Annotated in this window: 18 protein-coding genes and 1 pseudogene; 2 read left to right on the top strand and 17 right to left on the bottom strand. The window is 63.8% G+C overall.

Annotated elements, in window-relative coordinates; translation table 11 throughout:
• Window positions 1–12 precede the first annotated feature (12 nt).
• Window positions 13–1305: pseudogene (locus tag L6637_RS00315) on the bottom strand (multicopper oxidase domain-containing protein); the annotation flags it as partial.
• Window positions 1306–1732: 427 nt separating this feature from the next.
• Complete coding sequence (locus L6637_RS00310) at window positions 1733–1942, bottom strand: hypothetical protein (protein ID WP_092290850.1); 210 nt, start codon at window positions 1940–1942, stop codon at window positions 1733–1735.
• A 124-nt stretch (window positions 1943–2066) separates the two neighbouring features.
• Between L6637_RS00310 and chrA the strand changes: the two genes are divergently transcribed.
• A complete protein-coding gene (gene chrA / locus L6637_RS00305) occupies window positions 2067–3305 on the top strand; it encodes a chromate efflux transporter (protein ID WP_237868776.1) in 1239 nt (412 codons plus the stop codon).
• A gap of 101 nt (window positions 3306–3406) precedes the next feature.
• Here chrA and L6637_RS00300 read toward each other — a convergent pair whose 3' ends face one another.
• The 6 genes from L6637_RS00300 to L6637_RS00275 form a co-directional block, all read right to left on the bottom strand.
• The gene (locus L6637_RS00300) at window positions 3407–3850 is read right to left on the bottom strand and encodes a CBS domain-containing protein (RefSeq protein ID WP_237861923.1); all 444 of its coding nucleotides are present in this window, start codon (window positions 3848–3850) and stop codon (window positions 3407–3409) included.
• Window positions 3851–4101: 251 nt separating this feature from the next.
• Complete coding sequence (locus tag L6637_RS00295; protein WP_237861921.1) at window positions 4102–5133, bottom strand: ABC transporter ATP-binding protein; 1032 nt, start codon at window positions 5131–5133, stop codon at window positions 4102–4104.
• Window positions 5126–6106: an ABC transporter ATP-binding protein gene (locus L6637_RS00290; RefSeq protein WP_237868774.1), complete on the bottom strand. Its 981-nt coding sequence runs from the start codon at window positions 6104–6106 to the stop codon at window positions 5126–5128. Before L6637_RS00290 ends, L6637_RS00295 begins: the two co-directional genes overlap by 8 nt.
• Window positions 6103–6924: an ABC transporter permease gene (locus L6637_RS00285; protein WP_237861917.1), complete on the bottom strand. Its 822-nt coding sequence runs from the start codon at window positions 6922–6924 to the stop codon at window positions 6103–6105. The genes L6637_RS00290 and L6637_RS00285 overlap by 4 nt, the downstream gene beginning before the upstream one ends.
• A complete protein-coding gene (locus L6637_RS00280) occupies window positions 6921–7844 on the bottom strand; it encodes an ABC transporter permease (RefSeq protein ID WP_237862565.1) in 924 nt (307 codons plus the stop codon). The genes L6637_RS00285 and L6637_RS00280 overlap by 4 nt, the downstream gene beginning before the upstream one ends.
• 59 nt (window positions 7845–7903) lie before the next feature.
• The gene (locus L6637_RS00275; protein ID WP_237862564.1) at window positions 7904–9490 is read right to left on the bottom strand and encodes an ABC transporter substrate-binding protein; all 1587 of its coding nucleotides are present in this window, start codon (window positions 9488–9490) and stop codon (window positions 7904–7906) included.
• A 260-nt stretch (window positions 9491–9750) separates the two neighbouring features.
• Here L6637_RS00275 and L6637_RS00270 point away from each other — a divergent pair, with 260 nt between their 5' ends.
• Window positions 9751–10086 carry a hypothetical protein gene (locus L6637_RS00270; protein WP_237861916.1) on the top strand — a complete coding sequence of 112 codons (336 nt, stop codon included), beginning with the start codon at window positions 9751–9753 and terminating at the stop codon, window positions 10084–10086.
• Window positions 10087–10123: 37 nt separating this feature from the next.
• Here the strand turns inward: L6637_RS00270 and mtnK are convergent, their stop codons facing one another.
• The 9 genes from mtnK to nuoL form a co-directional block, all read right to left on the bottom strand.
• Window positions 10124–11413, bottom strand: coding sequence for an S-methyl-5-thioribose kinase (gene mtnK / locus L6637_RS00265; protein WP_237869974.1), 1290 nt, complete (start codon window positions 11411–11413; stop codon window positions 10124–10126).
• Window positions 11414–11499: 86 nt separating this feature from the next.
• On the bottom strand, window positions 11500–11847 hold the full coding sequence (locus L6637_RS00260) for a hypothetical protein (protein WP_237861914.1): 348 nt from the start codon (window positions 11845–11847) through the stop codon (window positions 11500–11502).
• A 33-nt stretch (window positions 11848–11880) separates the two neighbouring features.
• On the bottom strand, window positions 11881–12156 hold the full coding sequence (locus L6637_RS00255; RefSeq protein ID WP_237861912.1) for a DUF1467 family protein: 276 nt from the start codon (window positions 12154–12156) through the stop codon (window positions 11881–11883).
• A gap of 9 nt (window positions 12157–12165) precedes the next feature.
• Window positions 12166–12570, bottom strand: a complete 405-nt coding sequence (gene mce, locus L6637_RS00250) for a methylmalonyl-CoA epimerase (RefSeq protein WP_018320156.1) — start codon at window positions 12568–12570, stop codon at window positions 12166–12168.
• Between the two features lie 43 nt (window positions 12571–12613).
• Window positions 12614–14284, bottom strand: coding sequence for a ribonuclease J (locus L6637_RS00245; protein ID WP_237868773.1), 1671 nt, complete (start codon window positions 14282–14284; stop codon window positions 12614–12616).
• Window positions 14284–15090, bottom strand: coding sequence for a biotin--[acetyl-CoA-carboxylase] ligase (locus tag L6637_RS00240; protein ID WP_237868772.1), 807 nt, complete (start codon window positions 15088–15090; stop codon window positions 14284–14286). Before L6637_RS00240 ends, L6637_RS00245 begins: the two co-directional genes overlap by 1 nt.
• A gap of 1 nt (window position 15091) precedes the next feature.
• On the bottom strand, window positions 15092–16528 hold the full coding sequence (nuoN, locus tag L6637_RS00235; protein WP_237861904.1) for an NADH-quinone oxidoreductase subunit NuoN: 1437 nt from the start codon (window positions 16526–16528) through the stop codon (window positions 15092–15094).
• Window positions 16529–16550: 22 nt separating this feature from the next.
• A complete protein-coding gene (locus L6637_RS00230; protein ID WP_237861902.1) occupies window positions 16551–18059 on the bottom strand; it encodes an NADH-quinone oxidoreductase subunit M in 1509 nt (502 codons plus the stop codon).
• Window positions 18060–20141, bottom strand: coding sequence for an NADH-quinone oxidoreductase subunit L (gene nuoL, locus L6637_RS00225; protein WP_237861901.1), 2082 nt, complete (start codon window positions 20139–20141; stop codon window positions 18060–18062).
• Window positions 20142–20146: the final 5 nt, after the last annotated feature.

Raw genomic sequence — 20146 nt, 5'->3', positions numbered from 1 at the left:
GTCCGGCTGCGCTCACGTGCAGACGTACTGTCCCATCATGCCGGCATCTTCATGTTCGAGGATGTGGCAATGGTACATGAAGGGATATCCGCGGGCTGCCGGCTTCGTGAACTTGACCAGGAGTTCGGCCTTGCCTTCCACCAAGACGACGTCCTTCCAGCCTTTCAGATGATCGGGCGGCGATTTGTCGTCCAGGGAAAGAATCCGGAACAACGCACCGTGCACGTGGAAGGGATGCGCCATTCCGACGGAAGTGATTTCCCAGATTTCGCTCGTTCCCAGCTTCGTCTCCGCATCGATCCGGTTTGGGTCGTGCGTGCGCCCGTTGATGCCAATCAAGGCCGGCATGCCATCATGATTGCTCATCCGTGTTCGTTGACCGCACACGCCGTTGTTAAGGACGAAACTCCGCCGCCGAACCGCCTCAACAGGAGCAATTGCCGCCGGTTCGACAAGCTGGGATGGCAGCCGCCCTGCCGTCTCGGATGCAGAACCAACCTCGAAACGCATGACAGGAGCATATTCGTCGGTGCCCGCGTCGGAGATGGCGCCAAAGAGACCCATGGACCGATCCGGTCCCGTTTCAAGAACCACGGGCTGTCCACCCGAGAAATCGACCAAGATTTCGAAACGCTCGGCTGGCGAAATGCGCAGTACCGACATCGGCACAGGCCGCGAGAGAAAGCCGCCGTCTGAGGCGATGACATGGAAGGTGCGCCCGTCCTGAAATCGCAACTCGAAGTTCCGGGCGTTGGATCCGTTCAGGAGCCGGGGCCGGACCCAACCTGCAGGCACGTGAGCCGTTGGTGTAATCGCGCCATTGACGATGACCGTATCACCGCGGACGCCATACACGACGTCAAGTTCACTGAGATCGTAACCGATCGACCCGTCCGTCTCGTCGATGACCCGGTCCTGTATGGTGAGGGGCAGATCATCCACACCGAACTGATCGGGTAGGCCCAGGTCATGACCGTCCTCGACAATGATCAGCCCCGCAAGACCGAGGTAGACTTGCCGGCCCGTCTCGTGATGCGGATGAGGGTGATACCAGAGCGTCGCTGCCGGCTGGTCGATCGACAGTGTGGGCCGCCAGGTTGCGCCTGGCTCGATCTTGCGCTGAGGCCCTCCATCGACATCACCCGGGACCAGCAAGCCGTGCCAGTGCACCGTGGTCGCAACGCCGAGTTCGTTGCGCACACTCATCTCGACATGGTCGCCCCGCCGGAACCGAAGGACAGGACCGAGGATCGGCCCCGAATAGCCGTAAGTCCGGGTGGGCTTTCCCTTGTAGAACTCGTGGTGGCCGGCTGAGACCGTAAGCCCGATCGCGTTGTGGTGAATGGCGGCGTCGATGAGTTGCGGAACCGGCAAGCGAGTCACCGCGCGAGCAGGCTCGCCACGGCCGAAGCCCGGATCGAGCAGACTCGCGGATGCGGCCGCTCCGGCACCGATCGCAAATGCGCGACGTGTCAGCATCACGGATCTTCTATGAGATTTCCTAGAGGTCACGGACGCGAGGCGCCACGATCATCGCCGACCAGCCGGTTCCGATCAAGGGCTGCAACCGCCGAGATCGCCCGCAATGTCCAGGCACGGCCGAAGTTTCCGCGAGTATCGTCGGCGTCGCGGACGCCGCTTGAGTCTTTCAGAGGGTGTTGTCGGCCGCTTCCGGCCCGTTGCAAAAGGCCGATATACTCCAGCACCGAGACCTGTCAGCGCCAAGGACCTGTCAGCGCCAGGCCTTTTCGTTCTTCTGCTCGTAATCCCTAAAGGCTTTCTCGAGCCCGCCCAGAACCTCGGCGGAGGTTTCGAACATCGCCTTCAACTGCGGTTCGTCCACCTTCTGCACATCTTCGCGCAGATGGTTCCTTATATCGTGCAAGGCCTTCTGCATCTTCTGCGTATGGTGTCGGGGATCGCGATCTGCCGCACTTGCCATGGCAAGTCTCCTCGCTGCTAATGTGGCGCCTCCGACCCGAAACGCGTCCGGCGCGACGGCGCACCAACTGACAACGATCGACCTCGTTCCAATTACGAGGATCCGGTAAGGCGCATGAGGTTCAATGCCCACAAGCAAGCTCAATCCATCGACCGGCATCTCAGCCGGTCAAGCATCCCCGGCAGGCTCGCCGCTGGAAGTCCTGCGCATCTTCCTCAAGCTGGGTCTGACCTGCTTCGGCGGCCCGATCGCTCACATCGGCTACTTTCGTGACGAGTTCGTCGTGCGGCGAAAGTGGATCGACGAGCACGCCTACGCCGATCTGGTCGCGCTGTGCCAGTTCCTGCCTGGCCCGGCCAGCAGCCAGGTCGGCTTCTCGATCGGCTTGACGCGCGCCGGCTATCCCGGCGCGCTCGCCGCCTGGACCGGCTTCACCCTGCCGTCGGCCGCTATCCTCGTCCTGTTCGCCTATGGTGCCGGCGCGCTGGGCGGACCGGTCGGCGCCGGCCTGCTGCACGGACTGAAGCTCACCGCGGTCGCCATCGTGGCGCAGGCCGTCTGGGGCATGGCGCGCAACCTCTGCCCGGATCGCGAGCGTGCGTCGATCGCCGTCGTGGCGGCACTGATCATCCTGTTCAGTACCGCTTCGATCGCCCAGATCGGCGCGATCGTCCTTGGCGGGCTCGCCGGTCTGTGGCTGTGCCGTAGCGATGCGCAAGCCTCGTCCGGGCATGTGGAGATGCCGGTGTCACGTACCGCAGGGTTTGTCACCCTCGGGATATTCTTCGTTCTTCTGGCAGGTCTCCCTGCGCTCCAGGCCCTGACCGGCTCGACGGGCATCGCCCTGTTCGACGCCTTCTATCGCTCCGGCGCGCTCGTGTTCGGCGGCGGCCATGTCGTGTTGCCGCTCCTCCGGGAAGCTTTCGTCACGCCGGGCTGGTTGACCGACGATGCCTTCCTCGCCGGCTACGGCGCAGCCCAGGCGGTGCCGGGCCCGCTTTTCACTTTTGCGGCGTATCTCGGCGCGGTGGTCTCTCCGGAACCGCATGGCGTGGCCGGGGCGGTGCTCGGCCTTGTCGGCATCTTCCTGCCGGGGATCCTCGTCCTGCTCGGTGCCTTGCCGTTCTGGGATTCGTTCCGGAAGCGCGCAGGCGCCCAGGCCATGATGCGCGGCGTCAACGCCGCGGTGGTCGGCGTGCTCGGTGCGGCGCTCTACAATCCGGTCTGGACCACCACCGTGCATTCGCCACGGGATTTCGGCATCGCCCTTGTCGGCTTCGTCCTGCTGGTCGCCTGGCGCGCCCCTCCCCTGGTCGTGGTCGCCTTCAGCGCCGCTGCAGGAACTGCGATGGCGCTGATTTGAGGTCTGGTCCGCAGAGCGGCGCTATCGGACTTCAATCACGTTCTCTCAGGGCGCCCCAGCAATCGGTTGTCATGGACTATGGGCACCGCTCGGTTCGTCTATTAGCCCCCGGGGCCGTCCTTCATAATGTAGCCCATCAGGTCGTCTACGTTGTGCTCCAAATCCCGGATGATGTTCTTGACGACGTCTCCGACCGAGATCACGCCCACGACCTTGCCCGCGTCGAGCACCGGCAGATGGCGAAAACCGCGCTGAGCCATCATTGCCATGCAGCCCTCCAGTGGATCATCCGGCTTGACCGTGACGGGGTTGCCCGTCATCACCTGGCTCACCGGCGTCTGCTTCGCGTCGAGCCCGGGCAGCAGCACTTTGATGGCGCAGTCACCCTGGGTCACGATACCGACAAGGACGTCGTCGTCCATGACCAGCACCGAGCGCACTTTGTTGTCGCGCATCTGGCGCAGGGCTTCGACGACCATGTCGCTGGAACGAACATGGATCAGGGCGCCACGCTTCTGAGCCAGGGCGCTTTTTACTGTGCTCATCGATCTCCCCTCGTGGGCCCTGCCCGCCCTTGATGATACAGACTGAAGGATAGTCGAAATATCTGGCCTCGTCAGCACCGCGCCGATATCGCCGGCGAAGCTTGCGACCGCAAAAGCGTCAGGGCGCTACGCCAAACGCGTTCAGAACGTGACGCTCAGACCGCCCGACACCTGGTTGCTGCGCGCATGGTCACGCGCCTCGCCAGGCCAGCGGACGAAGCCGGTCAGCCGGTTCGTCAGCGTGTCCAGGACTATCCGCCCTCAGTGGACGCGAGTGCCATGCGTCCGGCAATCTCCTCAGCTCGCCAGCACCTTACCGCATGCCCATCGGGCCGCGTCTCCAGCGCCGGCCCCGGCTCATGGCGGCACACGTCTTCCGCGTACCGACACCGCGGACTGAAGGCGCATCCGTTGGGCGGATTGAGCGGATTGGGCAAATCGCCGCCGGTCGTCGCCAATGGCGCATGGTGCAGGGGATCGGGGATCGCTGATATCAGCGCCCGCGTATAGGGATGCGCCGGCCGCTCGAAAATTTCGCGCCAGTCGCCGTTTTCGACAATGCGGCCGAGATACATAACGGCGACGCGGTCGCTCATGTGCTCGACGACGCCGAGGTCGTGGCTGATCATGATGTAGGACAGACCGAGCGTGTCCTTCAATTCCAGCAGCAGATTGATGATCTGGGCGCGGATCGAGACGTCGAGAGCCGATACCGGCTCGTCGCAGATGACGATCTTGGGGTTGAGGATCAGCGCGCGCGCAATGCCGATGCGCTGGCGCTGGCCGCCGGAGAATTCATGCGGGTAGCGGTCGGCCTGTTCGGGCCGCAGACCGACATGCCGCAGCATGGTCGCGACGCGGTCCTCGATCTCGCTTCTTGCGGTCACGCCATGCACGCGCAGGGGATCTTCCAGCGTCCGGCGCACGGTCTGGCGCGGATTGAGCGAGGCGTAAGGATCCTGGAAGACCATCTGCACAATGCGGGCGAGCGCCTTGCGATCGCCTGATGGCCTTGATGTCACCACCTGCCCGTCCAGCACGATGCGGCCGCGTGTCGGCGCCAGCAGGCCCAGGATCGACAAGGCCACCGTCGACTTGCCCGATCCGGACTCGCCGACGAGGCCGAGGCATTCGCCGCGCTTGAGCTTGAGATCGACGCCATCAACGGCGCGGAGCACCCGCCGGTTGCGGCCCAACAGGCCGCCTCCAACGGGAAAATGAACCGCGAGATCCTCGACGCTGAGAATGAGATCGTTGTCCACCTTCCCTGGCGGCTCATGCATGGTGGTGACACCTCACCAGGCCGCCAGCCTCCAGGAAATCCGCCGTCGGCACGACGCTCCTGCAAATGTCGGTCGCATGGGCGCAGCGCGGGTTGAAGCGGCAGCCGTCAGGGAAACTGGTGATAGCCGGGACGACGCCCGCGATCTCCTTGAGTCTGCTCCGGCCAAGCGCTGCGCGGCTGCCCAGCCGCGGCAGCGAGTCGACCAGGCCCTGGGTATAGGGATGCGAAGGCGCGCGGAAAATATCGGCAGAGCCGCGCTCCTCGACGATGCGACCGGCATACATGACGGCGACGCGGCGGCAGACATTGGCAACAAGGCCGAGATCGTGGCTGATCATCAGGATCGCCGTGCCGCGCTCGGCGCAGAGATTGCGCATCAGCTCGATGATTTCGGCCTGCACGGTGACATCGAGCGCGGTGGTCGGCTCGTCCGCGATCAGCAGATCCGGGCCGCAGGCGAGCGCGATCGCGATCATCACGCGCTGGCGCATGCCGCCGGAAAGCTGGTGCGGGTAATCGTTCACGCGCCGCTCCGGCGCGGTCACGCGGACATCAGCCAGCGCCTCGACCGCGAGTTTGTTGGCCTCACGCCAGCTCTTGCCCTTGTGCAGCACGAACATCTCGGCGATCTGCCGCCCCACCGGCGAGACCGGGTTCAGCGCCGTCATCGGCTCCTGGAAGATCATGGCGATCCTGTTGCCGCGCAGGTCGCGCTGGGCGGCCGCAGACAGATGCTGGATCTCCCGACCGTCAAACCTGATGACGCCGGCCCCGATCGACAGCGGCGGCCGCAACAGGCCGATCAGAGCGAGCGCCGTAATGCTCTTGCCGCAGCCGGATTCGCCCACGAGACCAAAAGTCTCGCCGCGATCGATGCGGAACGAGATGCCCTCGGCCGCGGCAACGCGCCCGGATCCACTGTCGAGATCGATACGGAGGTCCTCGACTTCGATCAGCGGCGCGCCCGTCATGTCCGCCGGCTCCGCGAGTGGGGATCGAGAATGTCGCGCAGGCCGTCGCCGAGCAGATTGAGGCCGAGCACCGTCAGGAAGATGGCAAGGCCCGGAAATAACGAGAGCCACGGTGCCGTCGTAATCTGGTCGCGGGCATCCGACAGCATGCTGCCCCAGCTCGGAAACGGTGGACGGACGCCGAGGCCGAGGAACGACAAGGCCGCCTCCGAGAGCACCGCGCTGCCCATGCCGAGCGTGCCGATGACGACGATCGGTCCCAGCATGTTCGGCAGCAGCTGCGTGATCATGATGCGCAAATCGCCATAGCCGAGCACGGTGGCGGCCTGCACATAGCCCTGGCTCCGCAGCGAGAGTGCCGAGGCGCGCGCGATCCGGCAGGTGAAGGACCAGTTGGTGAGGCCAAGCGCGATCAGGAGGCTGGTCAGGCCCGGTCCGAGCACTGCCATGATGGCAAGCGCGAAGATCAGCGAGGGGATCGCGAGCATGACATTGGTCAGGGCGTTGACGACATCGTCCCACCAGCCGCCCCAATAGCCGGCGCTGAGGCCCAGCGCCACGCCGATGACGCTGTTGATGAGCTGCGAGACGATGCCGACCGTCAGCGAGACGCGCGCGCCATAGACGACGCGGGAATAGATGTCGCGGCCCTGGTCGTCGGTGCCGAACCACCAGGTCCAGCTCGGCGGCTCTTCCGCGTTCATGAGGTTGGCATCCATGACGGGATCGGTGTGCGCCAGCCATGGGGCCAGCACGCCGACCACGATCGCGAGCGCGAACAACGTGCCACCGATGATGAGATTGGCGCGGAGCTTCATGCGTATCTGATCCTCGGATCGATCACGCCGTAGAGCAAATCGACCAGCAGATTGATCGCGAGAAAGGCCAGCACCACCACGAGAATGGAGCCCTGCACGGCTGGAATGTCGCGCTGCAGGACACTGTCGACCAGCAGCGAGCCGATGCCCGGCCAGGAAAACAGTTTTTCGACGACGACCGCCTGCCCCATCAGGCCGCCGAATTGCAGGCCGACGGTGGTGAGGATGATGACGAGCGCGTTGCGCATCACATGCCACTTCACCACCCTGGTCTCGCTCATGCCCTTGGAGCGCGCGGTGCGGACGAAATCGGCCGTCATGATCTCGAGGACCGCAGCGCGCGTCGTCCGCGCAAACAGGGCCATCGGCGAGACGCCGAGGGTCAAGGCCGGCAGCAGCAGATGTTTCAGGCCGCCATCGCCGTAGCCGAAACTCGGCAGCCAGCCGAGCTTCAGCGCAAAGACGTACATGATCACCAATCCGAGCCAGAACTTGGCAATGGACAGCCCCGTCACCGCGACGATCATCGCCGCACTGTCGACAAGGCCGCCCGGCCGCAAAGCGGCGACGAAGCCAAGCGGCACGCCGAGCAAGACGGAAAACGCCATGGCCGTGAAGATCAGCTGCAGCGTCGGCCAGGCCCGCTTGGCGATCATGCTCGTGACAGGCTCGCGGGTCCGAAACGACGTCCCGAAATCACCGATCGCGAGCTTGCCGATGTAATTGCCAAACCGCACATAGATGGGATCGTTGAGGCCGAGCTGCTGTTTCAGGCGCAGCTCGACCTGGGGATCGACGTCGTCGCTGATGGTCGAGGCAATGCTGCCGGGAACGACGCTGAACAGCACGAAGACCAGCAGCACCACGGCGAGCACGGTCGGAATGGTTTGCAGCAGACGACGGATCAGGAAGGAGAGCATCGGCACTTTCTTCCGTCCCTCCACCGCTCATGGCGATGGAGGGAGCACGAGAACGCGTGTCATTTCGCGGGCGAAGTGTCGTCCACCCATAGCTCCTCGGTGTTCTGATGGGTCAGCTCCGTCGGGTTCTGCTGAATGCCGTGGAGCCAGGGCTGCACGGCCATGACCGCCTTGTTGTAGTTGAAGAACCAGACCGGCGCTTCCTCGTAGAGGAACGCATTGGCCTTTTGCAGCAGTTGGTTGCGCTTGGCGGTGTCGTCGGTCTGTCCCGCCTCGTCGAGGATCTTGTCGAAGTCGGGATTCCTGAAATTCATGTAATTGCAGGCCGGCTGCGGCGTCGACGAGTGGAAGCATTTGAGCGCAGCCAGCGGATCCGGTCCGCTCTGCTGGGAATAGATGAAGGCCTGGTAGTCGCCGGTGCGCACCACCTCCGCCAGCACCGCGGTCTCGACCTGCTTGACCTTCACCTTGATGCCGACCTTGTCCAGCATCGGGATGACGGCCGAGACGATCGGCAGGCCCCAGCTTTCATTCTGGCTGGTGGTCCATTCGAATTCGAAGCCCTGGGGATAGCCGGCCTCGGTGAGCAGCTGCTTGGCCTTGGCCGGATCGTAGGGATACGGCTTCATCGTCTTGTCGTAGGCCGGCGAAGTCAGCGGCAGCCAGCTGGTGGCACGATAGGCCTTGTTCTTGACCAGCTTGTTGATGATCAGGTCGCTGTCGATCGCGTAGTTGATCGCCTGCCGGACACGCTTGTCGGAGAACGGCTTGAACGCGGGGTTCATCCCCATGTAGCGCGTGAAGACCTCGGCGACCTCGACGATGGTGCCCTTGAGGTTGGGATCAGCCTGATAGGCGACATACTGCGCCGGCCCGAGCACCGAGGTATCGATTTCCTTGTTGCGGAAGGCGACGTCGCGCGCCGCGGCCTCGCCCATGATCGAGACGACGACCTTGTCGGCGTAGGGCTTGCCGGGCTTGTAGAACTTGTCCCACCGCTCCAGAACGATGCGCGAACCCGGCACGTGCTCGACGAACTTGAACGGTCCGAGGCCGATCGGATGCTGGATGAAGCTGTCCTTGGCGCCCTCGTCGGCGGGATAGATCGAGGTCAGCGCGGTGAAGAAATAGAAGCCGGGATCGACCTTCTCGGTCAGCTTCATCTCGAGGGTGAAGTCGTCGATCTTCTTCAGGCCGGATATCTCCTTGGCCTGCCCCTTCTCGACTGCGGCCGCCCCCTCGATGATGCGGACATAACGCGCGCCGGGATAGGCCTTGGTGCCGTCCATGATGCGGTTGAAGGTCCAGATAATGTCGTCGGCCGTCATCTTGCGACCGTTGTGGAAATAGGCGTCGTCGCGGAGCTTGAAGGTTTGAACGAGACCGCCGCCCGAGACGACGACCTCCTTTGCAAGTTCCGGAACCGGCTTTCCTTCCGCGGAGTCCCAGGTGTAGAGCGAGCGATGCAGCGCCTTGGCGTAGATCTCGTCCTGGGCACGCTGGGTGGTGTGAATGTCGAGGCTGGTGAAGCTCGAACCATAGGGCGCGGTCATGCGGATGGTTCCGCCCTTGCGTGGAGTCTGGGCCTCCGCTGATCCGGCAAGCGCCAGTGCCATCCCCGCGACGATCACGCTCATCCTGAACATCATGTGGTCCCCCATCAACGCAGGTATTTCGATCAGGGATTTGATCATCCGTCGCCCGTGGAATGCAAGCTTCGTTTTGATGGCAGCTGATGCCGGTTCCTGAGGCAGGCATGAAGACCTCGCGGGGGTTGCATTCCCACGTGACGCAAGCCCGCCTGATGACGCAGTGCGTCATCGAGCAACCAGGGCGGTGAACATTTTTCGGGATCGCCGCGACCAAGCTGACGATCGTTGTCTAAGCGCCAGGGATTGCGGAAAAAATGAATCGTCGAACGCCAGCTGTCCTGCTCGCCGGCATTCTGGTCGCCGCGATCGCTGCGATGGCGATCCCCGTCACACCGACCCCTGACAGGGACGGAGCCGCTGACGGCATCGAGGCCGGCTGGTCCCACATTTCGCGGTCAAACGGGGAAGTTGCCGATATCTGGTGGACGGTCTGGGGTCCTTGCTCCCCCAATTTTCTCGGCGAGCGTCTGATCTGCAACGCGGTGGACGGCAGTGCGGCGCGCAGCCGGGAGTTTGAGGTCGCGGCCAACGAGACCTGGGGTCTGCTGGTCGAGACGCACGGCGTCTTGCTGCCAGTGCATCTTTATTAGCGTTCTGCGACCGTCTCGCCCCGTCATTGCGACGGCTTTAACCTGACAATTCCGGCTGCCACTCCCGCAATTTCCGCGCAGCTCCGGTGACGTCGGCGATCGTCCGAAATGCCGCCGCCTCCACCATCATCCCGCGGGCCAGCCTGATGGCGCGGGCTTCGCTGATCGCCCGCTTTCTGGGATCCTCGATCAGCTCGAAATCGATGTTGTGGGCAAGGCCGAAGATGCGACGGATGGTTTTGGCCGCGGCAAAACCGACGGTGTCGATAAACAGACGCTGCATGTAGGCCTGCCGCTCGGCCTCGAGGCGCATCGCGCCCTTCTCGCCGGCAAAGAGCGAGACGGGATAGGCATCGCCGCTCGCCTCCGATCGCCAGAGGTCGAGGAATCTTCGCGCAAACTCGCTCCAGACCTGCTCGACCGTCTCCAGCATCCAAGTCTCGAATTCGCGCCGCTCGCCCGCCGCGCGCTCGTGGCCGGCGGACGCGAAATAAGCCATCAGCAGATTGGCCAGCACCGCGCCGACATCGAACCCCATCGGACCGAAGAAGGCGAATTCCGGATCGATCACCCGCGTCTCCGACGCCGTCACCATGATCGAGCCGGTGTGGAGATCGCCATGCAGCAGCGCTTCCGGGCTCGACATGAATTTCAGCTTCAACCTGCTGATCGCGACATGCAGCTCCATGTCCTCGCGCAAGGATGCGGCGAGGCCATCGAGATAAGGCGCGGTCCAGCGGTTCTGCTCGGCGATGCGGTAGGGATCCGTGAAGATCAGATCCTCGGTGATCTTGCAGAGCGCATGGTTGCCGGCAAAGGACGCGATGGCTTCCTTCTTCTCGGCAGCGATGAGCGCGAGATCGGAGGTGAAAAACAGCGTCCTCGCCATGAACGTCGTGATGTCGTCGACGAAGCGCGGATAGCGCGTGCCCGCGACCAGCCCTTTGCGCATGATGATGTGGGGCTCGAGCAGCTCCATCACGGTGAGCGCGAGCGTCTCGTTGTGGTGCAGCAGGGCCGGCACGAGGCCGGGCGCCAGCCGGGCCTGCCGGGACAGCGCGAGATATTCGTAATGGGCCCGCGACAGCGGCAGCGGCCAGCTCTCGCCGACGAGGCGGACGTAAGGCAGCGCCTGCTTCACGGCGATGCCGCCGCTCGCGCCCTTCACGATGAAGACGAGGTTGAGATTGCCGTCGCCGACCTCGGTAATGGACCAGACGGCCGGCTCGCCGCCGAGCAGCTTCTTGATGTCAGGCAGGCCTGCGAGATAGTCCCGCAAGGCCGCTTCCTGCAAGATCCGATAGTCCCCCGTCCGGCTCCCGGTCATGACGATCCTGTCCAATTGCTTGAGCATGATCTTCTCGGAAAACCGCTTCACACTTTTCCGGATCATGCTTGGTAGGCGCCGGATCGTTACTCCCGCTCCAGGAAGCTCGAGCCGATCTCGGCCTTTCTTTTGATGGGATCGTAATCACAATAAACGCTGTCCGCCACCAGCGTGTAGCTGGCGCTAACGGTGTATTTATCCAGCTTGACCGAGTTCAGGCCGATCACCGAGGTGCTTTTGCCGCCATTCCATTTGAACGGCGTCGAGCTCTTGGCCTGCTCGCAGGCCATCACGGCTTCGTTAAAGACATAGCCCTCGACGAACGCCTTGAGCGTTCGCACCTGCACAGCCATCTTCCACTCGAAATAGCCGATCGCCCCGAGACCGGCGACCACAAGCACCAGAAGCGCGACGACGATCCTCTGAAAAGTCATTTGCTCCCCCAAAACCAGACGCAACGGAAAAAGCTAAAACGGCATGCCCATCAATCTCGAGAGACGCTCGAGCGAGAGATAGCCGGCGTGATAGGCGGCAACGCCGAGGCCATAGATGATCGCCGAGATGATCGTGGTCCAGATCAGCTTACGCTTCATGCCCGTCAGCACAGGCGCGCCGGGGTCTGTGCCGGGTGCGCCGACGCCGTCCTCGTGCTGGCTGCGAACGCCGAACGGCAGCGTCAAAAACAAGGAGATCCACCAGATGACGAAGTAGATCGCGAGCGCGGTTGAGATCTGGATGGCCATGATCCGGTCTTACGCCTGCTCGATTTCGACCAGCGCGCCGGAAAAATCCTTCGGATGCAGAAACAGCACCGGCTTGCCGTGGGCGCCGATCTTCGGCACGCCGTCGCCGAGCACCCGCGCGCCCTCCTTCACCAGCGTGTCGCGCGAGGCGATGATGTCGACGACCTCGTAGCAAACATGGTGGATGCCGCCATCAGGATTGCGCTCGACGAATTTTGCGATCGGGGAGGCTTCACCGAGCGGCTCGATGAACTCGATCTTGGTGTTGGGCAGCGTCGCGAACACGGTGATGACGCCATGCTCGGGCAGCGGCACGGCCTCGGAGATCTGGGCGCCGAACGCCGCGCCGTAGATCCTGGCGGCCTTGACGGCGTCCTTGGTCGCGATCGCGACGTGATTGAGGCGACCCAGCATGTCTCTTCTCCCTCAGGGCATGATCCAAACGACCACGCCCAACCTACACTGTCAGGACGTGGACCAGACAGGGGGGCTTTTTACCCCAATGTTCGTTGATGACGGCCCGGACGGCGCGTCGCACCGATTCCGCCAGCGCATCCGGATCCCGCCGGCGCGCCTTTGGCAGGCCCTCGACCGTGGACATCACGGCATCGAAGACGATGTCGTCGAGCGGCTCGCCGGCCCGGTTCTTGTCGGGGATCCCGACCAGATCGACCTCGGGCTCGTCGGCAAGCTCGCCCTGCGCGGTCATGGCGATGGCGACGAAGGCGCAGCCGGAGAACGCCATGCGGCGGCGCTCGACCACCGCACGGGACTTGGAATCCTCAAGGATGGAGCCGTCCTTGTAGAGCCGGCCCGACGGCACCTCGCCGACCACGCCGGGATCGCCGGGGCCGAGCTTGACCAGGTCGCCGTTACGAATGACGAGGACTCGCGGCACGCCGGCGGCGCGCGCGAGCTTGGCGTGCTCGTTCAAATGCAGCGCTTCGCCGTGGACGGGGATCAGCAGCTGCGGCTTCACCCAGGAGATCATGTCGCGCAGCTCGTCGCGGCGCGGATGGCCCGAGACATGGACCAGATGGTCGCGGTCGGTGAGGACCTCGACGCCCTGCAGCACCAGATTGTTGATGATCGAGCCGACCGCCTTCTCGTTGCCCGGGATGGTGCGCGAGGAGAAGATCACGCTGTCGCCGCGGTTGAGCGTGATCTCAGGGTGGTCGTCATTGGCGATGCGGGCGAGCGCTGCGCGGGGTTCGCCCTGGCTGCCGGTGCACAGCGCCAGCACCTTGTCCTGCGGCAGATGGCCGTAAACCTCGGGCGAGCGGAAGTTCTGCACGCCGTCGAGATAGCCGGTCTCGCGCGCCACCTGCACCACGCGCTCCATGGCGCGGCCGACCACGACGACCTCGCGATCGGCGGCTTTCGCGGCATCGGCGACCGCCTTGATGCGCGCGACGTTGGAAGCGAAGGTCGTGACCGCGACGCGGCCCTTGGCCGACTTGACGAGATCAATGATCGTACGCGCGACCTCGGCTTCCGACGGTGAACGGCCGTCGCGCACGGCATTGGTGGAATCCCCGATCAAGGCGAGCACGCCCTCCTCGCCGAGCTCACGCAGCCGCTTCTCATCGGTCGGACGTCCGAGCGTCGGGGTCGGGTCGATCTTCCAGTCGCCGGTGTGGAGCACCACTCCGGCATCGGTGTGGATCGCCAGCGCATGCGCTTCCGGAATCGAATGCGCAACCGGAATGAACTCGATGTTGAACGGGCCGACGTCGATGCGGCCGCCTGACGGGACCACGGTAACGGGGATGACGGGCGCGTTGCGCTCGGCGGCGCATTTGGCCTCGAACAGCGCCGCGCTGAACTGCGTCGCATAGATCGGACATTTCAGCTTCGGCCAGAGGTCGATGATGGCGCCGAAATGGTCCTCATGGGCGTGCGTCAGCACCAGGCCCATCAGGTTCTTGCGTTCCTTCTCTAGGAAGGAGATGTCCGGCATGATCAGGTCGATGCCGGGCAGATGCTCCTCGTCGCCGAAGGAGACGCCGAGATCGACCGCCAACCAAGACCGCTGGTGGCGGTTGCCGAGGCCGTAGACCGACAGGTTCATGCCGATCTCGCCGACACCGCCGAGCGGCGCAAACACCAGTTCGTCAGGCCTTGCCATCACGCAGCTCCCACCGAACGGGCCGGGCCGAAGAACACTTCGCCCGCCGCCACGGGCACAAGGCGGCCCTCCGCGGTGCGGACGATCAGGCAGCCGGTGTCGTCGATCGTATCGAAGATGCCTTCCAAGACCGTGGTTCCCGTATGGATCGCGATCGGCTCGCCCAGGCGGGCGGCACGCTCCAGCCACAGCTTACGGATCTCGGCAAAGCCTCGGCCATTGTCCCAGATGCCACGGAATTCGACCCAGGCGTCCGAGAGCGCCGAGAACAGCTCCTCCGCGCTGATCTGGACGCCGAGGGCCGCGAGCGACACCGCCGGCGTCGGCGTGCCCTCGGGGGCCGCCACGATGTTGGTGCCGATGCCGACCACGATGGCCAGGCGATCGCTGACGATTTCGGCCTCCAGGCCAATGCCGACCAGCTTCTTGCCGTTGGCGAGGACGTCGTTCGGCCATTTCAAGGTATAGCGGGGCCTGCCTTCGCCGAGCCGTAGCGCAGCCTCGAGGCTGACCTTCTCCAAGGCGGCCTCCTCGGCCAGTCCGGCGGCGAAGCCGATCGTGGCGCCAACGGCTGGGGAGACGTCCAGGACTTCGAGGACGCTGGCGGCGAGATTGCCCTTGGGCGCGATCCAGGGGCGCTGGCGACGGCCGCGACCGGCCGTCTGCTCTGATGTGACGAACCAGATCGGGCCGCGCTCGCCGGCGCGGGCCGCTTCGATGGCGTCAGCATTGGTCGAGCCGGTCCGCTCAAGGGCGGCGAGCTTGTAGCCTGCCGCTGACGCGCGAGAACCGAGCGCGAATCCCATCCTAGAACAGCGATTTTGCTGCGGCGGAGGCGACGCTCACCACCGGGCCCGCGAACAGGGCGAACAGGATGTTGAACAGGCCCGCGACCGCCAGCACCGACTTCACCTCGAACCTGACAGGATCGACCTGGCCGGCCGGCTCATCAAAGTACATCGTCTTGACGATGGTGAGATAGTAGTAGGCGCCCACGACGCTGGAGAGCACGCCGATCACGGCGAGCGTGAACAAATTCGCCTTGATGGCGGCGACGAACACGTACCATTTGGCGAAAAAGCCGGCGAGCGGCGGAATGCCTGCGAGCGAGAACAGCAGCATCGCGAACATGAAGGCGAGCAGCGGGTTGGTGCGGGAGAGACCGGCGAAGTCGCTGATCTGCTCAACGGCCTGGCCGTTGCGCTTCATGGCGAGGATAATCGAGAACGAACCGAGCGTCATCGCGACATAGATCACGATGTACATCAGCACGCCCTGCGCGCCCTCGACCGTGCCCGAGGCGAGGCCGACCAGCGCGAAGCCCATATGGCCGATCGAGGAATACGCCATCAGGCGCTTGATGTTGCTCTGGCCGATCGCGGCGAACGAGCCCAGCGCCATTGAGGCGATCGCCACGAACACCAGGATCTGCTGCCACTGCGAGACGATGCCCGGGAATGCGGTCAGCGTGACGCGCGTGAAGACCGCGAGCGCGGCGACCTTCGGCGCCGAGGCGAAGAAGGCGGTGACCGGCGTCGGCGCGCCCTCGTACACGTCAGGCGTCCACATGTGGAACGGCACGGCCGAGACCTTGAAGCAGAGGCCGGCGAGCAGGAACACCAGGCCGAACACCAGGCCGACATTCGCGGCGGTCGCGGCCGTTGCGATGCCGGTGAAGCTGACGGTCCCGGTGAAGCCGTAAACCAGCGAGGAGCCATACAGCAGCATGCCCGAGGACAGCGCGCCCAGCACGAAATACTTCAAGCCGGCTTCGGTGGACTTGGCGTTGTCGCGGTTCGATGCCGCCACGACATAGAGCGCGAGCGACATTAGTTCGAGGCCGAGATAGAGCGTGATCAGATCGCCGGCCGAGATCAGCACCATCATGCCGAGCGTCGAGAGCAGCACCAGAATGGCGTATTCGAAGATGCGGCGCGACGCGTCGGCCAGGAACTCGGTCGACAGGATCAGCGTCACCGCCGAGCCGATCAGCGCCAGGATCTTCATGAAGCGGGCAAAGTCGTCGACGATGAAGCTGCCGCCGAAGGTGACCTGCTTGCCTGCGGGCAGCATGTATTCGAGCACGCCGACCAGGATCAGCAGCAGCACCGCCAGCGTCGTGACCGTGCTTGTGGTCCCCTGCCCGCGATAAGCGCCGAGCATCAGAAGCGCCATGGCACCGATCGCGAGCACGAGCTCGGGCAGCACCGGCGCCAGTTGATAACCTGCAGTCGTAATGCTCATGGCGATATCCTGACCTGCCCGATCACTGGAGCAGTGCGGCGGCCTTCACGGCCGTCACAGCGGTGTTGTAATTATTGACGAGTTGCTGGACCGAGGCGGCCGACATGTCGAGCACCGGTTTCGGATAGACGCCGAACAGGATCGTCAGCGCGATCATCGGGAACAGAATCACGCATTCCCGCAAGGTGAGATCCTTCATGCTCATCAGCGTCGGCTTGACCAGCGTCCCGAACACGACCTTGCGGTAAAGCCACAGCGCGTAAGCAGCCGACAGGATCACGCCGAAAGTGGCGAAGAACGCGGTCGGGATCGAGACCTTGAAGGTGCCGAGCAATGTCATGAACTCGCCGACGAAGCCTGATGTGCCGGGCAGACCGACATTGGCCATGGTGAAGATCATGAAGGTCAGCGCGTAGAGCGGCATCCGGTTGACGAGGCCGCCATAGGCCGCGATCTCGCGGGTGTGCAGGCGGTCGTAAACGACGCCGACGCAAAGGAACAGCGCGCCGGAGACGATGCCGTGCGAGATCATCTGGAACATGCCGCCGGCCACACCCTGCATGGTGCCGGCGAAGATGCCCATGGTGACGAAGCCCATGTGCGCAACCGACGAGTACGCGATCAGCTTCTTCATATCCTCCTGCATCAAGGCCACCAGCGAGGTGTAGATGATGGCAATCGCGGACATGGTGAAGATCAGCGGCGCGAAGTCGTGCGAGGCCAGCGGGAACATCGGCAGCGAGAAGCGCAGGAAGCCGTAGCCGCCCATCTTCAGCAGGATCGCGGCGAGCACCACGGAGCCCGCGGTCGGCGCCTCGACGTGCGCATCAGGAAGCCAGGTGTGCACCGGCCACATCGGCATCTTCACCGCGAAGGAGGCGAAGAAGGCCAGCCACGCCCAGGTCTGCAACGACCGCGGCACGGCCGTGTGCATCAGGGTCGGGATGTCGGTGGTGCCGCCGTTCCAGTACAGCGCCATGATGGCGAGCAGCATCAAGACCGAGCCGAGCAGCGTGTAGAGGAAAAACTTGAACGACGCGTAGACCCGGCGCGGACCGCCCCAGACGCCGATGATCAGGAACATCGGGATCAGGCCGCCTTCGAAGAACAGGTAGAACAGCACGAGATCGAGCGCCGAGAAGGTGCCGATCATCAGCGTTTCCAGGATCAGAAACGCCATCATGTATTCGCGAACGCGGTTGGTGATCGCCTTCCAGCTCGCGATGATGCAGAACGGCATGATCGCGGTGGTCAGGATCACCAGCGGCAATGAGATGCCGTCGACGCCCATGTGGTAGGTGATGCCGGTGGCGAGCCAGGCCGACTTCTCGACGAACTGGAAGTCGGCATTCGAGGGGTCGAAGCGCATCACCAGGATCACCGACACGGCAAAGGTGATGATCGTGGTCCACAGTGCGATCCAGCGCGAATTGCGCCTGCTAGCCTCGTCATCGCCGCGGCTCAGGTAAACGATCAGCGCGCCGACCAGCGGCAGGAACGTCGTGACCGAAAGGATGGGCCAGGTTGTCATTTACTGGCCTCCAAAGCCGAACATGAACCAGGTGATCAGGCCAGCGGCGCCGATCAGCATGGCGAATGCGTAGTGATAGAGATAGCCGGTCTGGATCTTCACGACGTTGCGGGTGACATCCAGCACACGGGCCGAGACGCCGTCGGGGCCGAAGCCGTCGATGATGAACCCGTCGCCCTTCTTCCAGAGCTGGTAGCCGATCCACTTCGCCGGACGGACGAAGATGAGGTCGTAGAGCTCATCGAAGTACCATTTGTTGAGCAGGAACTTGTAGAGCATCGGCTGCGTGTTCGCGAGCTCGACCGGCAGGTAGGGCTTGCGGATGTAGAACGTATAGGACACCAGGAAGCCGCCCACCATCATCACGAAGGGCAGCCAGCCCAAGAGATGCGGCATGTGCTCCATATCCTCGAGGATATGCGGGTTCATCTTCACGGACTCGCGGAAGAATTCCTCCACGCCGTGCGGTCCGGTGAACAGTTCCTTGAACGGGAAGCCGGCAAGGACCGAACCGACCGCCAGCACGCCGATCGGGATCAGCATCCAGATCGGGCTCTCATGTGCGGCTTCGTAATGCTCCTGGTCGTGGGGTTCGCCGAAGAAGGTCTTGAACACCAGACGCCAGGAATAGAACGAGGTCAGGCCGGCGGCCACGATCGTCAGCAGGTAGGCGTAGGTCGAGAACGGGTTATGCGAGGCATAGGCCGCCTCGATGATCGCGTCCTTGGAGAAGTAGCCGGCGAACAGCGGGAAGCCGGTCAGCGCCAGCGTGCCGACGGTCATCACCGCGAACGTGTACGGGATCTTCTTCCAGAGACCGCCCATGTTGCGGATGTCCTGCTCGTGGTGCATCGCGTAGATCACCGAGCCGGAGCCTAGGAACAGCAGCGCCTTGAAGAAGGCGTGCGTGAACAAATGGAACATGCCGACCGAATAGGCCCCTGCCCCCATCGCCACGAACATGTAGCCGAGCTGCGAACAGGTCGAGTAGGCGACGATGCGCTTGATGTCGTTCTGGACGAGACCGATGGTCGCCGCGAAGAACGCGGTGGTGGCGCCGAAGAACATCACGACGGCCTGGGCATTCGGAGCGAGCTCGAACAGCGGCGACAGGCGCGCCACCATGAACACGCCGGCGGTGACCATGGTCGCGGCATGGATCAGCGCCGACACCGGGGTCGGGCCTTCCATCGCGTCCGGCAGCCAGGTGTGCAGCAGGAACTGCGCCGACTTGCCCATCGCGCCCATGAACAACAGGAGGCAAGTGAGGGTCAGCGCATCGGCATGCCAGCCGAGGAAGTTGATGGTCTTGCCGGTCAGGCCGGGCGCGGCGTGGAAGATGGTCTCGAAATCGGTCGAGTTCGTCAGCATGAAGATCGCGAAGATGCCGAGCGCGAAGCCGAAATCGCCGACCCGGTTGACCACGAAGGCCTTGATGGCGGCGGCGTTCGCCGACGGCTTCTGGTACCAGAAGCCGATCAGGAGATAGCTCGCCAGGCCCACGCCTTCCCAGCCGAAGAACAGCTGCACCAAATTGTCAGCCGTCACCAGCATCAGCATGGCGAAGGTGAACAGGCTGAGATATCCGAAGAAGCGCGGTCGGTTCGGATCCTCGTCCATGTAGCCGATGGAATAGAGGTGCACGAGCGAGGACACGGTCGTCACCACCACCAGCATCACGGCGGTGAGCGTGTCGACGCGCAAGCTCCACCAGACCTCGAGGTCGCCAGAGAAGATCCAGGGCAGCAGCTGATACCTGACGTCGTGGCCGTTGAAGCCGACATCCACCAGCGTCATCCAGGACAGCGCCGCCGAGACAAACAGCAGCGCCGTGGTGATCAGCTCGGCACCGCGCGAGCCGGCGGCTGCCGGTTCAACCGGACCGTGGCCGTGGTCGTCATGGGCGTGGTCGTCGTGACCATGGTCGTCATGAGCGACTGAGGCATGCGCATCGCCATGGCCGTGATCGCCGTGATGCTCGACCTCGTCGCCCGAGGGGTTGCGGCCATGCGCGCCAACGAGCGCGATCAGGCCGGCCAGAATGGCGCCCAGCAGCGGCAGAAAGACAATTGCCTGGACCATTTGAG

The sequence above is a fragment of the Bradyrhizobium zhengyangense genome, from assembly GCF_022012435.1.
In the GTDB taxonomy this organism is placed as follows: Bacteria; Pseudomonadota; Alphaproteobacteria; order Rhizobiales; family Xanthobacteraceae; genus Bradyrhizobium; species Bradyrhizobium zhengyangense.
Note: the sequence above shows the minus strand (reverse complement) of the source record. Positions and strands in the feature narration are given on the sequence as shown.